Origin of the sequence: Pelosinus sp. IPA-1 (assembly GCF_030269905.1) — a bacterium.
GTDB lineage: Bacteria > Bacillota > Negativicutes > DSM-13327 > DSM-13327 > Pelosinus.
The window spans coordinates 509,284-527,317 of sequence record NZ_BSVC01000002.1 but is presented as its reverse complement, the minus strand read 5'-3'; the positions used below and the strand labels follow the sequence as shown (position 1 = coordinate 527,317).

11 protein-coding genes are annotated in these 18,034 nt (G+C 37.9%); all 11 read right to left on the bottom strand.

Features of this window, described 5'->3' with window-relative positions; translation table 11 throughout:
• Window positions 1–36: 36 nt before the first annotated feature.
• Complete coding sequence (ptsG, locus tag QSJ81_RS06220) at window positions 37–2,070, bottom strand: glucose-specific PTS transporter subunit IIBC (protein WP_285716551.1); 2,034 nt, start codon at window positions 2,068–2,070, stop codon at window positions 37–39.
• A gap of 439 nt (window positions 2,071–2,509) precedes the next feature.
• The gene (locus QSJ81_RS06215) at window positions 2,510–3,925 is read right to left on the bottom strand and encodes a GntP family permease (RefSeq protein WP_285716550.1); all 1,416 of its coding nucleotides are present in this window, start codon (window positions 3,923–3,925) and stop codon (window positions 2,510–2,512) included.
• Window positions 3,926–4,189: 264 nt separating this feature from the next.
• The gene (locus QSJ81_RS06210) at window positions 4,190–6,187 is read right to left on the bottom strand and encodes a methyl-accepting chemotaxis protein (protein ID WP_285716549.1); all 1,998 of its coding nucleotides are present in this window, start codon (window positions 6,185–6,187) and stop codon (window positions 4,190–4,192) included.
• A 196-nt stretch (window positions 6,188–6,383) separates the two neighbouring features.
• On the bottom strand, window positions 6,384–7,901 hold the full coding sequence (locus QSJ81_RS06205; protein ID WP_285716548.1) for a CoA-acylating methylmalonate-semialdehyde dehydrogenase: 1,518 nt from the start codon (window positions 7,899–7,901) through the stop codon (window positions 6,384–6,386).
• A gap of 424 nt (window positions 7,902–8,325) precedes the next feature.
• Entirely contained in the window at window positions 8,326–9,264 is a 939-nt protein-coding gene (locus tag QSJ81_RS06200; protein WP_285716547.1) for a phosphatase domain-containing putative toxin, read from the bottom strand.
• A gap of 66 nt (window positions 9,265–9,330) precedes the next feature.
• Window positions 9,331–10,290, bottom strand: a complete 960-nt coding sequence (locus QSJ81_RS06195) for a protein-tyrosine phosphatase family protein (RefSeq protein ID WP_285716546.1) — start codon at window positions 10,288–10,290, stop codon at window positions 9,331–9,333.
• A gap of 99 nt (window positions 10,291–10,389) precedes the next feature.
• Window positions 10,390–11,553 (bottom strand): twin-arginine translocation signal domain-containing protein, encoded by a 1,164-nt coding sequence (locus tag QSJ81_RS06190; RefSeq protein WP_285716545.1) that lies wholly within the window; start codon window positions 11,551–11,553, stop codon window positions 10,390–10,392.
• A gap of 80 nt (window positions 11,554–11,633) precedes the next feature.
• Entirely contained in the window at window positions 11,634–14,558 is a 2,925-nt protein-coding gene (locus QSJ81_RS06185; protein WP_285716544.1) for a purple acid phosphatase family protein, read from the bottom strand.
• Window positions 14,559–14,833: 275 nt separating this feature from the next.
• Window positions 14,834–15,544 carry a phosphatase gene (locus QSJ81_RS06180; RefSeq protein ID WP_285716543.1) on the bottom strand — a complete coding sequence of 237 codons (711 nt, stop codon included), beginning with the start codon at window positions 15,542–15,544 and terminating at the stop codon, window positions 14,834–14,836.
• Between the two features lie 26 nt (window positions 15,545–15,570).
• Window positions 15,571–16,944, bottom strand: a complete 1,374-nt coding sequence (locus QSJ81_RS06175; protein WP_285716542.1) for an MFS transporter — start codon at window positions 16,942–16,944, stop codon at window positions 15,571–15,573.
• Between the two features lie 153 nt (window positions 16,945–17,097).
• Window positions 17,098–17,994, bottom strand: coding sequence for a myo-inosose-2 dehydratase (gene iolE / locus QSJ81_RS06170; RefSeq protein ID WP_285716541.1), 897 nt, complete (start codon window positions 17,992–17,994; stop codon window positions 17,098–17,100).
• Window positions 17,995–18,034: the final 40 nt, after the last annotated feature.

The following is an 18,034-nucleotide window of genomic DNA, read 5'->3' as shown; positions in this document are numbered from 1 at the left end:
AAATAGGATATGGCTATTATTTAAATCTTATTTATTTTACTGAATTTTAATAAAACCAGTATCTCCGCCTTTGATACTTTGTCCTTCCTGAATTTGAACCGTTTTACCTTCTGGAAGATTCGTAAAAACAACAGGCGTTATAGTAGAAGGAACTTTTCCTTTTACATGTTCAAGATCAACTTTTAACAATTTTTGTCCAACAGTAATTTTATCTCCTTGGCTGACCAGCGCAGTAAAGCCTTCGCCCTGTAAGTTTACCGTATCAATTCCAAAATGAACGATAATCTCTAAACCATTATCCGCTGTAATGCCAACTGCATGCTTGCTATCAGGTAAGCTAGTAACAGTTCCATCGACAGGCGATATCACATTACCACTTGTAGGCTCAATGGCAAATCCATCACCCATAATTTTTTGTGCAAATACATTATCGGGTACTTTTGTAATAGGAAGTATTTTGCCATCCACAGGAGCAACAAACCTACCTAGAACATCCGCTGTTGATTTTACAGTCGCGGCAACTTGAACGTTACTGATATTATCTTCATGAGTTTCGGCAACTTTACCTTCAATAATATCTTTGATTTGACTTTTTAGTTGATCTGATTTTGGTCCAAAGATAATCTGCAAGTTATCACCTACTGTCATGACTCCAGCAGCACCTAAGTTTTTCAATTTATTTTGATCGACAGTAGCAATCTTTTTTACACTTACACGTAGACGAGTAATACAAGCATCTAAGTTTCCAATATTTTCTTTGCCGCCTAAGGCTTGGAGTACTCCACTTGCCAATCCATAACCAGTCGCATTGATAGCAGTACCTGTTTCATCATCATTTTCTCTACCAGGAGTCATCAAGTTCCACTTGCGAATTGCAAAACGGAAGCCGAAGTAATAAATTACGGCAAATACTAAACCTACGGGAATCACTAACCACCAGTCTGTACGGTTAGGTATAACACCGAATAGTAGATAGTCAATAACACCACCAGAGAAAGTCATACCAATTTTTACATTTAAGATATGCATGGTCATAAAGGACAAACCAGCAAAAATACAATGGATACCAAATAATACAGGAGCAACAAATAAGAAGGAAAATTCAATTGGTTCTGTAATACCTGTTAAAAAAGAAGTTAACGCGGCAGAACCCATAATACCTGCTACTAAAGCTTTCTTTTCAGGTTTTGCTTCATGGTAGATCGCAAGCGCTGCTGCAGGTAATCCAAACATCATAAATGGGAATTTTCCTGTCATAAAAGTACCAGCTGTGAAAGGAACACCATCTTTAAGCTGAGCAAAGAAAATGCTTTGGTCACCATTTACTACTTGCCCTGCTTTGTTTATATATTCACCAAATTGGAACCAGAAAGGATTATAGAAAATATGGTGAAGCCCGAAAGGTATTAAAGCCCGTTCAATGATACCAAAAATAAAGGCCGCTAATGTTTTATTGGTATCAATCATATTACGTGAGAAATAAGTCAGTCCATGTTGGATAGGAGGCCATGCAAAAACCATGACTACACCTAAAATGAGGGCTGCTACAGCAGTCGCAATCGGAACAAACCGTTTTCCTGCAAAAAATCCTAAATACGAAGGAAGTTCAATATTAAAAAACTTTTTATAACATAAGGAAGCTAAAACACCGACTATAATACCGCCAAAAACCCCAGTTTGTAAGGATGGTATCCCAAGAACCATGGCGAATGAAGGATCTTTTGCCGCTATTAGTTCGGGCGTAACGCCAGCAACCAGACCAATGGTTACGTTCATAATAAGAAAGCCTACAATGGCAGCTAAACCAGCAACGCCTTCACCACCACTCAAACCAACGGCAACACCTACTGCAAATAGAAGAGAAAGATTACCGAAAATAATACCCCCAGCTTGCTCCATAACTTGAGCAAAACCATGAATACTTGCTAAACCAGGAAAAATATTTAAAAGAGCGGGATTTTGAAACGCATTACCAAAAGCTAATAACAAACCTGCCGCTGGTAATAATGCCACTGGAAGCATTAATGATTTACCAACTTGCTGTAAAACACCAAATGATTTTTTTAACATAATGTTTCTCCTTTCAATTTTAAAAAGATAATTACACTAAATACGTTACATATAACGCCTAGTATAATAAACGTATTTGTCCTATTACATTGCAAGATGCATGCCAACTATAGTTTAGTATTATTATTTTCTTTTAAATTAATCCCTTTTTATAGACAAAACAGGGCTTATAGGGAAATTTAAAACAATCTCCTTTTTTATAAATCACCAAGATTCATTCCTTGTCTTATTCCTGTTTTATTTTTGTCTTATCTTTTTAATAAGAAAAGACTTAGCTTAGGCCAAGTCCTCAGACGCAGGCAGAAGCCTTAGTCGTTCTTACTTGGAATCAAGGAAGTGTTCTACTTTCTGATTCCGCAAAAAATCCTCCCTTGGTAAATGCAATGGATTTACCAAGGGAGGATTCGGGGTACCTATAAACTTTTCTTTATTACATTTACTAAGCCAGGCCTGTTAGACTATAAATCCATAAGCAAATAAAGGCTACTGCTGGTTTCATTAACGTCAGCATAAATACATCATAATAAGATTCTTTGTGTGTCAAACCACATACAGCAATCAAGGTCACCAGCGCCCCACTATGAGGAACCGTATCAATCCCTTCAGATGCCAAACAAATAATACGATGTAATATTTCTGGCTGCATTCCAATGGATTGTGCCCAAGATAGCCATTCATTCCCAAGCATCCCTAAAGCAATCGTCAACCCACCTGAAGCAGAGCCAGTAATTGCAGTCATAATATTAGTAGTAATAATTGCCGAGAACAGCGGCCCTTCTCCAATATTTAAATGCAGTAACGCATTCTTTATAATTACAAATCCTGTTAAGCTGGTTATTACACTGCCGAAGGCGTAACCGGAAGCGGTATTCAAAATAGCCATTACGGAAGAATAAGCACCGGAATTGATTGGTTTTATTATCCCACCACTTGCCGTCAATCTTTTGCGGCCGATAACAATTCCACTTAAACTACCAATCACTAAGGCAATATTAATTGACCAAATCGATTGGATTCGATCCACACTTGGGCTTAACAAGGATAATTTTAATGGTTTTAAAGGTTCCAAACTTCCCGTATTCCAATGATACGCCCAACTCCAGTGGAAAGGATTACTCATAAACAAATTAACACCGACAACAACTACCAAGGGAAAGGCTGAAATTGCCCAATGTGGCAAATTTTCTAGAATAGGTTCTGGTTCATTAACAGTGTGACTTCCATAAGTTTCACCCTTTGCTGCAAGCCTCTTATGGCGATAACTAATCCAAGCCCATCCCAAAACAAAATACGCTATTGAACCAATCAAACCAGTCACCACTCCTGCCCAAGTGGTAGTTCCAAAAAAGGCGGTAGGAATGACATTCTGTATTTGTGGTGTACCTGGCAAGGCAATCATTGCATAAGTAAAAATCCCCATCCATAAGGTTGCTGGCAGCAGCCTTTTGGGAATTCCAGCCTGACGAAACAAGATAGCTGAAAAGGGATACATAACAAAAGCAACAACAAATACGCTTAAACCGCCATAAGTTAAAGCCCCACATCCAAGTAGTACAGCCAAAATTGCTCTTTCTTTTCCCAAAGAAGATACGATCTTTGCCGCTACTGCAGTAGCCAAACCACCATCTTCCATAATTTTAGCAAAAACAGCCCCCAGTAAGAATACTGGATAATACACCTTAATATATTCCGCTACCTTCGTCATATAAATTTCACTATAAACCGGCATGAAAGCATAATCGCCTCCAATTGACGCAATAATAGCAAAAATTGGTGCAAAGAATATAATAGAATAGCCACGATAAGCAAAGAACATTAATAAAACTAAGCTTAAAATTATCATTGTAATTTCCACTAGTATCTCCTTAAACTATTACTTATTTATTTATGTATTGTGACACTCTCATATTGTAAGATGTTTTTCGGATAATTGCAACAGTTTTTCATTGTATTTGGTAATATTTTAGTATCATTTTGGTATGTTCGTGGTTACATTATGGTTATCCCTACTCTAATTAGTAGTAATTCCATCAAGATTAAGAAAAGACGCCTCCAACTAGGGTGGCGTCTCCTTTTGTCTCGTGTTACAAACTAAACGTATCATTACTAGGGTATATGTTTATATCTTAAACTTATCGACGTGTTTCTTTAGATCCTCAGCTAATTGAGACAACATTCCGCAAGTTGATGCAATTTCTTGCATTGCTGCTGATTGCTCTTCTACCGCTGCCGATACGTTCTGCAATTCCCCTGTAGCATCCTGACTGGTTCTACCTACTTGATTTACTGATGCTACAATCCTTTGACTACCTGACGAAAGTTGTTCTAACGATAAGGATATTCCTTTCACCTGATTAACTACATCCTTGACAAATTGTGATATTTGCTTAAATTCCGTACCAGCGGAACTTACAACAATAACACCTTCATCAACATTTGAAATAGCAGTGTCAATTGAATCAACTACATTATTAATATTTTGATGATTTTTCTGAATCAGCACCGTAATTTGTTGAGCTGCTAACTCAGACTGCTCTGCCAATTTTCTTACTTCTTCGGCAACTACAGCAAAACCTCGCCCTTGTTCGCCGGCTCTTGCCGCTTCTATTGCAGCATTCAACGCCAAAAGGTTTGTCTGCCCTGCAATAGTAGAAATCAGGCCTACTATTTCCCCTATTTGTTTCGAGCTATTTTCTAGCTCACCAGATGTATCCTTTGCCTTCCTTGCCGCATTAACCATGCTATCCATTTGACTAACCGCTTTATCTATCGCATATTGACCTGCATCTGTCGCCACGATGGCTTTTTCAGCAACGTTAGACATTCCATTTGCTGTATTCGCAACACTTTCAATACTTGTAGACATTTCTACAACAACTGTGGAAACCTCATTCAATGAATTAACTTGTATTTCGGCCCCTTGCGTAACAGTAGTAATCGAAGCAGCTACAGAACAAGATGCTTCCGCAGATTGTTGAGAGCTTTCACTGAACTGTTGAGCGGAATTAGCTACTTGTACAGCCGAAGAGTGTACATGAGAAATCAATTCGCGTAAATTTACTGTCATATGAGAAAAACTATACATTAACTTATCAAGTTCATCTCCACTTTTATTCAGCTTATTTTCAGAGGCAACCGTTAAGTTACCATTTGCAACGCTTTCAGCCATCCCTTCTAGTATTTTAATTCGTCTTACTATCTTTAATGTTATTAACAAAATAATTACCCCTAATAACAAAAGACCAATAATACTGGAGATTAGCGAATGCATTCCTAGTAGATTGACTTGTTCAAGCATTTCTGCTTTAGGTACAACAACAACAAAAGTCCAGCCAGTCTTCCCAATAGGAGATGACGCAACGAGAGTATCGACACCACCTAATACAACCGTTCCGGTACTAGTTGTCCCAGTCATAACCATTTTCCCGTATTCTGCCAAGGACCCATTCTCTGCTAATAAAATATTATCCTTTAACCCGAATTTAGGATGATATACAAAATTTCCTTTAGCGTCTAGAATCATTGCATAGCCCGTCTTACCTATTGTGAATTCTTTAGCCAATTTATGTATCGGTTCGATATCCATTCCAATACCGACTACACCAACAACCTTTCCATCCCTTGTAATCTTTTTAACTACACCAGCTGACAATTGTTTGGATGTCGATTCATAAATTTCAGTATAACCGACGCCATTGTTATTTAAAGCAACTTTATACCAATCCCTTCCCCGTGGGTCGTAACCTTTCGGTTTTTCCTTTTCAGTAACGCCTTGCGAATCGGCACAAGTCATATTTTCATACCCTGTGTAAGCGGACTGCGTGCCAGGCCAAGATTCCTTTACTTGTTTAAGAAAAGCAATTTCTTCTTGCTGTGTTAATACCTTATCTCCAAGTACCTGCGCTGTAACTGAAGCTAATACTTCCTTCTCTTTTAGCGAAGAATATATATTATTACTATTACTCTCAACTATATAACTTGCGGTCTGCATAATTTGATCATTAAGTAGGTTGCGTGACTCATAATAGGAATAGTAACTCATAACACTAAAAATAAACAACATAGGAATAATTAGTAGAATTAACATTTTAGACCTTAACTGCAATGACTGCCACATATTATCTCCCCTTGCATTAAATTTTTAAGGATAAAGATGCCTTTTCATGCTTAAATCTATCACTATACTTTACGGGTCTATCTTATTGAAACTTTTAATAATTTAGCTAAATCCCCCAAGGTTTCTTTATTGCACCTTGGGGGATTTATCATTCTTTTTATTAAAAACTAATTTTAATTGAAAGACTTGTTTCTACTTACTTGCGGGTCATAGTGCCTTCCCAAGTATCTACTTTCGTATGTTTCAAATCTTCCTCATCAAACCAACGACTCGTCACACATTTAGCCTCTGTGTAGAAAGCTACGCCATCTTTTCCCATGCAATGAAGATCTCCAAAGAAGGATCTTTTATGTCCTGCAAAGGGGAACACTGAAATAGGAACAGGAATACCCACGTTTATTCCTACCATGCCACCATGGGTCCTATGAGCAAATTCCCTTGCATAATAACCACTTTGCGTAAAAATACAAGAACCATTTGCAAATTGATTGGCATTCATTACAGCGAGACCCTCTTCAAAATTCTTAACTCGCTTAATGCAAACGACTGGACCAAATATTTCGCTATCGCCAATGCTCATCCCTTGCTTAACATGATCAAAGATGGTTGGTGCAAGGAAGAAACCACCTTCATAACCTTTAACAACAACATCTCTACCATCTAATACAAGGGTAGCACCTTCTTCAACACCTTTAGCAATCCAGTCAGCAACACTCTGCTTGTGTTCCGCTGACGCCACAGGTCCTAAATCAGTTGTCGGATCATAGGCAGGACCTACCTTTAGCTCTTTAGCAAATCTCAGTAAATGAGCTACAAATTCATCTGCCACTTCTTCTTCGACACAAACGACAGGCAGAGCCATGCAACGTTGCCCCGCACACCCAAATGCGGAGTTAATGACCCTAGAAGCCGCCAGTTCAAGAGCAGCATCTTTAAGTACAAGGGCGTGGTTTTTTGCTTCACAAAGGGCTTGTACTCTTTTACCATTTGCCGCTGCCGTTGAGTAAATATGAAGACCGACATTCGTTGAGCCTACATAAGAAATACCAGCTACATCTGGATGTTTTAATAAGATTTCTGCTTCCTTTCGACTACAGGTAACCAAATTGACAACACCGTTAGGTAATCCTGCTTCTATTAAAAGTTCCAACATTCTAACAGCCGTTTGCGGAACAGAACTAGCTGCTTTTAACACAAAGGTATTTCCCGTTGTAATACACATAGGAAGCATCCAACCAAACGGAATCATAGCGGGGAAATTATATGGAGCAATACCAACAAAAACACCAAGAGGTTCCCTATACATAACTGTATCATGCCCATTAGAAACATTCATCAGTGAGTCACCTTGCATCAATGTTGGAGCAGAGCAGGAAAGCTCCACAACTTCAATGGCTTTTAGAACATCACCGCGCGCTTCATTTAAATTCTTTCCTAATTCTGTAGCTACGAGCAAAGCGAGTTCTTCAAGATGGCCATCTAAAACCGTCTTATATTTGAACATAAGCTGAGCTCTAGCTGACACAGGAGTAGTAGACCATGCTGGAAAAGCAGCCTTAGCCGCTGCGACCGCACTATTCACTTCCTCTACTGTACAACATGGTGCCTCAGCAATTACCTTACCTGTATTGGAATCAGTGATTGGCATAAATTTAGTTGTAGCTGACTCCTTCCATTCCCCGTTAATACTGTACTTTAATCTTTTGGCCGTCATTATAATCCCCTCCACATTTAATTTATCAATACTTTTTAACCTAGTTGTACCTTTAGGCATTATGGTTACTTGTTGGATGATCCGTGAGTTACTTTAGAATAACTTAGTTACTTGTTGGTTATATTATACTACTACAATTAATAATATGGCAACTTTTATTTCAATATTCATAATATTTTTAGTAACTTCTGTCCAACTACTATTATTTTTTGGTACATTGTTGGTATCTTCCTTGATCTTTTTAATTTAATTACTATCTCTAAACTAATGCACTTTAAAAATATCGGGAACGCCATAAGGCGTTCCCACTGTAATCAATATTTAATTTTTAAAATTAGAACTTCATCTCTAGTACTAATTTTCTTACTGGTATTATTAAAGATAATTTTTCTCATCACTTCATCCCCCATCTTACTTCACCCTACTAATACTGGTGTTCTCTTGCCCATTCAGTCCAAGACATAGATAAATGACTTTGTTTTACATAGTCATAAAAATGTTTTGTGAATGCAGCACGTGCGGCATAGCCATCACGTTTCAACGGATCTGATGATGTTGCTACACGAATATCCTGACCGCCAATTAGCCATTGACGTGACATGATGTCGTCGTAGCTAACTTGTTCGGCATTATGTAGCATATCAACCATTGCCATAAATACAGTAGTACGACCTTCACCTGCTTCACAGTGCAAATGCAGCCAAGCATCCTTTGGAAGTTTTTTATAAAAATCCAAAAATTGATCGACGTTTTCATCAGTTGGGTTAGTATAATCCGCAACATGAATATGAAAGTATTTTACTCCAAATAATGCCGTAAGTTCTCTTTCTGTAAGTGCATGAGTAATATTTAGTTCATCCTTGGAAAGAATGGATTTATCTGCTCCTAGGCGAGCTACTTTGATAGGGGCATTTAATGTGCTATTTAATAATTCCTTTTCGATTCTATCTAGTTCAGTAGAGCTTTTACCCCAATTAGCCCTTTTGTAAGCACTATACCAACTTACTCCCATCCCGTCCAAATAGCCATGTGGCTCCAAACGTAGATCTAGTACAACCAACCGATCTGCAGGCAATTTTGTCAGCATTTTCGCAAATTCCAATTGAGAAAAAAAACTACTTCCTGATAGATTCAATTTGTCCATACCTAATCTTGAAGGCATTTTGTCGGTCGTTACCTTAAAAGCGTCATTTGCTGTTCTGAAGTCTTTGGGTAATTGTAATATGTCATCCCTATCTACCTTTAAAATACTTACTCCAGGTTCAGGTTCAGCAGCCAATGCTAGCAACGATGACTGTAAAAACAACACTAACGTTAGTAAAATACTGAAAATTAAGTTTTTTCTATTTAGCGTTTTTTTCATAAGCACTCGCCTCACTTATTTCTTATATAATTACTCATATACTCCACTGAAAGTAAACTGCTATAATTAATAATCGTGTTTCTTAGCCCATTCAGAGTACTTCACTGGAAAATCCTTAGGACTTTGTTTTACATACTCGTAAAAATGTTTAGTAAATTGTAAACGTTCAATATACGCTTTGCGCTTCCAGTTCATTTTACCATCAATAGTACGAAGATCTACATTACCAATCAAACCCTGCCTCCCAACGATATCATCAAAGCTAACTTTCTTGGCATTTTGTAAAATATCTACCATATTCATAAAGACAGTAGTTCTACCCATGCCAGCGAAACAGTGAATATGTAACCAAGCATCTTTAGGAAGTTTTTTATACCATTCAACAAATTGATCGACATACTCATCCTCTGGCCGAAAATGGTCAGACAAAGCAAGACGGTAGTAGCCGGCACCATGGGATTTAACCATTTCTTCTTCCGTAAGCGCCTTTGTCACATCCATCTGAAAACTAGTTGTTAGAACATTCTTATCATCATCAAAGTTATAAACAGTGATAGGAGAATTAGCTAGGGCTTTCTCAAGCTGTGCTGATTCAATCTTTTTAACCTCGTCCAATCTTTTTCCATCATTTCCCCAGTTGTTTGGCAAAAACCAACTAACCGCTGTACCATTTAGATAACCGTGAGATTCTTGACGCAAATCTACAACGATTACTTGCTTACTGGCTACCGGGATTTTAGCTAAAACCTGTTCAAATTCCTTTTCAGAAAAGATGCTGCTTGCTGAAGCTCTTACATCTTCCATACCAACTCTAGAAGGTAAAGTACCATCTTTCAATGTACTTTTAAAGGAATCATTAGCGATTCTAAAATTTCTAGGTAACTGAGAAGCATCTTCGCGATCGACTTTCAAAACCGGCCCTTTAGGTACATCACTAGCCACCGCTACCAGTGATGCTTGGCAAACTAATATTAGACCTAACAACATTGCGAGAAATGCCTTTTTACCAAGTAGTGCTTTTTTCATTAAGGCTCCTCCTCATTATCTTTTATACTTAACTCCTAGCAAAAGCCGTATACCCTCTCCTTTCAATAGTGCTTGATAAAGCATACCTCAAATCACTATTTATAGAGAAATTATACTTTTGACAGTCTCGCCGAGGACATTTTCACCACTTTCTACCCACAATTGATGTAATCGTTTAACACTTATCTGAGAAAACAAATAATTGCGAAATGCGTTAAACACCTTCCCCTTAAGATCTTCATCCGACATACCATAGTCTTTCTTTGCAATTTCACTAAGCTTGGCAACCATCCAGTTTGCCGCAGGTGCTGTCAATACATAATCATGATCACCTAAGTGAACCATAAACCCTTCTTGACGACGTGGCAGTGGCAGAGTATTGCCATCAGATCCCAGTAAGCCAATTTTCACAGGATTCTTATCTACCATAATACATGCAGCTTTAATCCAGCCTACTACCTGCGCTTCATCAGCAGCCCAACCAGGATGATTATGTGAACAAGCGATTGCCACAATCAACTCTGGAGAAAGCCCTCGATAAACTGTGTCAGCAATGGCTAAAACATGATGCACACCTGTACCGGCCACATTGACTTCTGGCAAGCATGATCCATCTTCTTTCCACTGAAGTACCCAAGCTTTTTGTATATCATGGATAAGAATGGCAGATATAATGAGTTCCTTGTTCATGTGGTATCCATATATATCATAATATGCATCATAAATACCCAAAGCGGTTTTCATATCAACCGCTACATGAGTCACCAATCCCCCCGGATAGGCATGATGACTTTTCCAGCCGCTGCCAGGAGCTGTATAAAAGGGTTGAACATTTATATTTGGGCCTTTACACGGGGGTAAAAACTGGTTATAAGTAACGTCATCTTTCAAATAACCAGCATCCACTAATTTTCGTCTTACAACTTCTTTTTCACTATCAGTTGGATACAATTCCATCAACTTCGGTACTGGATTTTTCAAACCTTCGATAGCGACATTACGAATAGCGTTATCTGATATTTGACTGCTACATTTCAATAAATATTCATAACCTTTTTTGACCATATCCGATTTTTCAGCCATTGCCGCAGGTCCTAGTTTGACACAATCAGCGAGTGACATTTTAGTAGCTCCGACAGTTATTCCTTTTGCCATTCCTGTTGTAGGTATCACTGTCCCAACAGTTAATGCCGCAGCTGCCCCTGCCGATAAGCGTAGAAAATCCCTGCGATTTAAATCCTTTTCAAAAAAAACGTTACTCATCCCCATCTCTCCCCTACATTTTCTTTTGTATTTTTCACTACAAAACTTTGAGCCTTAGATGGTCTTACTTCATGTTTTACTTATCCATGAATTACATCAGTATATTCTTCAAACTCTTTTGTTCTATTTAATGGCTCAAAGCCAATAGCGCCTTCAAAATCTCCTTTTTCCCAGTCACTTCGAGTTCCCCATGTCATTCTTGTTATTATTCCATCGGTAGTAGCACATATCGTATATTCATTTAACTCTGGAATAAAGGTACCGTCTAATGTAATAGAAGAATTCATTTCGGTTACAATTCTTATATATTGAGCTTTAGGTAAATCAGATATATCGATTTTTTGAATCCCACTCTGCAAGATGATCCTTTTAGACTCCTTAACATTTTCTCCGTCATCAGATACTTCAACCACCGCCATTAAAGAAGCTAGTCCAGATATTGTTACATCAGTCGTAAGAGTGGTAAAATTCCACAGTTTTTTCTCAGTTTTATAGGAGGGATGGAAAATCGCCGGCCTGCGCCATTCCGTTTTATGTATACCCCGCGTTTCCATATGCCGAAAATCTAGCCAAGCAACCAAATCGCTACTGCCAGGTCCGATTTCGTAAGGATGTTCATAGATATACTGATTTTCTTCTTGAGTAAGTTTTCTTTTATAGAAACGAGCTTGATTAATTTTCGCAGGAAGATGTGTAAAATATTTAGGCCTGCCAATTTCTTTTATGATATGACCTATATAGGAATATCCAATAAAAAGAGGAAGCCCCTCCCAATTACGCAGTGGCTCGTCCAATTTTATTCCAGGGGTCTCTGCAACCTTTTGGTTATTACAGTACGATGTCCCGCCACTCTTTTTATCAAAGGCAGAAGTATATTGAATCCACTCTCCGACGTTCACTTTGCCGCCTTGCCAAGAATATTCGGTAATTCCATGGCAGGTACCCCATTTCAAATTGCCACTTCTTTCAACACACATTCTTAATAAATAAGTAGCTCCCCATCCAGTAGAAATGCCTTTTACCATTAAGGGATTATGTCCCATTTCTTCTCTTGTAGCCAACCTATTGAGACTAGCCCAAACAATGCCAGTATACCCATCCTCGACATGCAGCGTTTTACTATCAGGAACTTCAATGTAATCCTCATCATGATCAAGGGATACCGCTATCCTGTCACCATCAACAACTAGGTTGGGCGCCCCCCTTAATAAACCATGGTTGCCGTTACCTGATAAATCTTTAACTATAGGTATTCCTTTCAAAGTTCCCTCTACGGCAACCTCTTTGCAGGCTAAATTTCCTATTCTTATTTTGTAGGTTCCCCCTTTAGGGCTTTGATAGGTGAAATCTAACTTCTTTTTCTCAAAAGGTTGCAATTCTACTTTCTGAGTAACAACAATCCGGTCGTTTACATGTAAATCAACATTTGTCGAAATATTACTTTCTTTATAGTTGGTCATTTCTACTGTCGTAAAAATAACATTGGAGGCTTTCCCTTGACCAACGTTAACTGCCAAGTTTTCAAAACCAATCGGCTCTGGTAGCAAAACATCAATGACTTCTGTTACATCACCTACTTTTATGTTATGTCTCCCCGCTTCTAAAATAACATATTCTGTCCTTACTTTTTTGACTTCACCTGGGTTTAGTACTACAACTCTTTCTTTCCCTTTAGCGCCAAATAAGTTTTGAATAAATTTTCTATCATTGTCTTCTATTGTTAGAACTACATCAGATAGACCTCTTCCCTCATTTTTAACACAACATTCAATAACTACAATTCCCTGTTTACTATCTGCTTTCAAAGTAATATCAGATACCACTATCGGTGAATTTTCCTTTACAAGAATCACTTCATCAACAAACTTGCTGTTAGTTGTACCTTTTTCAAAACCATAACTCTTAAACACTAAGGCGTCTTTTTTAATAGAAATATATCCATAATTCGATTTCCCTTCAGCAACAACTTCAGGAAAATTCGGCAAAATTCGCTCATCTTCTTTCCCATAGTCTAGTTGTGCTTCATGATCCTGGGCACTTCCTTGACTAATGTAGATAGTTTTTGCACCAACCGCCGGATTAATGGAAATATTTTTTATATAATAATGCAAATGTCCTGCGATCACTAAATTCACATTATGTTTCTCGGCAATAGGAACAATATGTTTATTTGTAAAATCATCTGTATATGGATGATGCAACACCAAAATTCTCCATGTGGCATTTTGAGCTACTACCGATTTCAAATCATCAGTAAGCCACTGTAACGTAATTGCAATATTATTTTTTGTAACCTCATCAATAGGCAACCCCGAATTAACGGCATTCATTTCAAAGAGTCCCCATGGATTGCTATCTAAAAACATGAAATGGGTATTTCCATAATTGAAAGAAACATTATGACCTGTTTGATCTGTCTGAAAAACACTCTTTTGAGCATGCATAAAAAAATCATCATAATATGGGCTAATATCATGATTTCCAAAGGCATATATAGCGGGAATTTCTTTTAGGAAGTCTGCTCCTTTATGGAACCAGTTTGCAGCGTAGTCATCTTTTTGATAACCTGTTGCCAACGATATATCACCAGAATGGATGATAAAGTCTGGTCTTTTTTCTAAAACAGCATTTGTAAATTCCTTACTTATTTTAAATAAATGAGAATCACTTAACGTGAAAATTCGAATTTCATCTGGATCCTCGCTCAATGTCTTAAAAGTGCCTTCTCGTATTTCACCTGATTCCAATATAATTTTATAAATATATATTGTATTAGGATTAAGTTGATTAAGCACTGCCCGATACATACAAATTCCTTCAGGATTATCCTTCCAAGGAGTTCCACGCTCACATTTCACATCTACTTTCATATTGTTCCGTTGTTCATTATCCCAAACTGAGACAATTGCATCAATTGGTAAGCTTGTCTCCCACGTAACTGTAATACTAGTTGTGGTAGGTGCTAGTAAATAAGGACCACTCAAAATAGAAGATAAACCACTCACTACTATTCCCCCTGCGTCATTTCCCTTCATTTTTTCCAAAAGAGTTCAATTTCTATCATCTTATAGTTTTCTAGATTCATGCCAATTAAAGTGTGTATGACCACATAGAATCCCATAAAAACACCATAAACACCTTTGTCAAATGTAAGAGTTTTAGTATCTCTTTTTATTTTTCAAGTAATTAATCGAATGTTTTAACAATTCATAAGATGCAGCTTCCTGCATCTTATGAATTATTTCATGTATAAAACTTTCATTATTTTTAGCCTAGTATACTATCTATTTCGTCTGAGATGAGAGAGCAACGTCTCCATCGATGTGTTAATTACTCGATCTAATGGATATTCAAGTTGATTAATTATAGCAAAAGCATAGTCAAATCGTCCGACTATAAGATGATAATGGGCATCAGAGCCAACTGCTAATTTTGCCCCGAAACGTTTAGCATACTGAATCATTTCCGTACAAATTGCCTCACTTCCTGGACGAGCAGCTGGTGAACTATTATTAACTTCTAAAGCTACATTATATTCAACTGCAGCTTTTACTATTTTCTCCATATCAACTGGATATAAGGGCGAATCAGGATGTCCAATAATATCTACATAAGGGTTTTTGATTGCCCCTATATACATTGCTGTATTTTCCTCGACTGAGCCAATCGGAGTTACTTCTTTATGGCAACTAGCAATCACTACATCCATTTTAGCCAAGCGCTCAGCATCAAAATCCAATTCACCAGAAAAATTCATGAGGTTTGCTTCGCATCCTTTAAAAACCTTGATCCCAAACATTTCAGGAGGGATATCTCGGTAGGTATTAAAATAAGCAATTCCCACACCCCCTGGATAGCCTGGACCATGTTCAGTTAAAGCCACCGCTTCTAGTTTGCAATCAGCCGCTGCACGGATGACTTCTGTAACAGTACTAAAGCCATGTCCACAAGCAAGGGTGTGCGTATGCAAATCCGCAATAATGCTTACCATATTCTTTTTCCCCTATCTAAATGTGATTAACCCGCTGTATTTAGCAGTTCAGCATCTTTTTTAGCTTGGGCTTTTTTTGCCCACAAGATTGGTACAAGCAGCACAATCATAAGAATTACAGAACCAATCCAAAACATCTTAATGTTATCAAAGTTATATACAATTTTACCGTTTATCATAAGTTTACTGGCATCCATCAGCATGCCATTGAGTACGTCTTGTACTGCGGCACCTGCATAAGCTAACAATCCAACTACCCCCATAGCAGCGCCAGCAGCCTTTTGTGAACAAAGATCAACTGCAAGCATGCCGCCGACAAAACAGAGTATAACACCTAAACCAAAACCAAAAATCGCCATAAATACAGTATCTAACATTTGATGTCCTGCTGGATTTAAACAAAAGCCAACTAATCCCCCCAGCATGACAAGTCCAAAAAATATAGTCGTTAACGCATGGTTTGATTTAAAGATTTTATCTGAAATAAAACCCGATGCAAAGGATCCAATTCCTCCCATTAAAGGCGTTATAGCAAGTACACTACCGGCCGCCACCAAATCATAAGCTTTAACCTCTTGGAGATAAATAACACCCCAGCTGCTTATTGAATAACGAGCAATCCCCATACAAGTAGCGCTTAATGCAACTAACCAAACGTATGGATTCTTTATTACTTCGATTTGTGCTTCTTTTGTAGTTTTCTGTTTTTCCTTTACTACTTCTACAACCTCTCCATTATATTCATTCGCAGTTGGTAAGCCATATGCTTCTGGTCGGTCAAACATAAATTTATACATGATAAATGCAATAATCAAACAAGCGAGTCCTGGATACAAAAATGCAGACTCCCAACCAAATTTAACAATTAACATTGCTGAAAATATGAATGTAGCACCTTCACCTAGATAATGAGCAATACTAAATACACCATATTGGGTAGCAACTTGACTCTTGGGAAACCATTGAGTGATACCAACAATACATGGTGCCGAGCCCATCGACTGAAACCAGCCATTGACAAACCAAAGTACCATGAACGCCCAAAAATAAGGGGTAAATCCTAGTATAACATTAACTATAGCTGAGCCAAGCAGGCCAATAGGCACTAGCTTTTTGACACTGCACCTGTCACCAAGAAATCCATGAAAGCACTTACCAAACGCGTATGCAATAAGTAATCCTGCACCAATTTGTCCCAATTCGGTAGCCGAAAAACCAGCTTGTATCATAGGTTTCTTGGCAACACCTAAAGTCATTTTCATGACATAATACATACCATAACCCAAGATCATTGCAGTCATTCCCTGCCATCTAGCCCTGGTATACATCTTCTTTACTTGCTCAGGATCCTGAATACGCGGCTTTGCTTCACCAGTTAAGAACCATTTGAATAAATTCATTTGTCCCACTCCTTTTAAAAATTATCAGAACTTACGCGGCACTAGACCTATATAAACCGCGTAAGCTCTACGCCGTCTAATTTCCATCATCATCATTTCTCTTAGCTCTATTAATGAATATAGTACTTATCCGAACTTAAGGAGATTGTATTTTTAAAGCCCCGTTGTTTGTTTTATATAATCTCTAGCTTTCATTGCGTACTCCAAAGGATTGGCTTTTTCAGGATCTTGCTCTGCTTCAACGATAAACCAGCCTTTGTAATTATTTTTTGCTAGTACCTCGAACACCGGTACAAAGTTAATGCATCCGTCTCCCGGAACAGTAAAAGCACCGAGCCTCACAGAATCTAAAAAGCTAAGGTTTGAGTTCTTAATTTTTGGCATTAAATCTGCTCTGATATCCTTTAGGTGAACATGTTTAATTCGATGGATATGTTTATTCAACACTTTCAAATAATCTTCCCCGGAGAATACTAGATGCCCAGTATCAAATAACAAATATACTAATTTTTCATCAGTCATTGCCATTAGTTTATCAATTTCTTCCTCAGTTTGAACCCCTGTTCCCATATGGTGATGGTATACGACCTTCATATCCTTTTCTTGGGCTAACTCTCCAAGTTTATTAAGCCCCTCAGCAAGCTTACTCCACTCTTCCTCAGAAAAATGTGGTTTTTTAGTAAATATCGGCATATCCAGTTTTCCTTGAATGCTGTGACCTTGCTCTGATACAACAATCACCTTTGCTCCCATCTCACATAAGAAGTCACGATGTTCTTTAAACGCTGCTGCAACTTCTGAAAATGGTTTCACCGTTAGAAAAGCACTAAACCAAGCACTAGCAATTTCAATACCACGAAGTTGTAATGCTTTTTTTAGAGTTTTTGTATCTCTCGGGTATTTATTACCAACCTCACTGCCTGTAAATCCAGCGAGTGCCATTTCACTAATACACTGTTCAAAAGTATTCTCTTTGCCCAAATCTGGCATATCATCGTTCGTCCACGCAATTGGGGCTATACCAAGTTTTACATTAGCAGTATCAAACATTTTCACATCTCCTTAGGTATTTATAATTTTTATTATATAG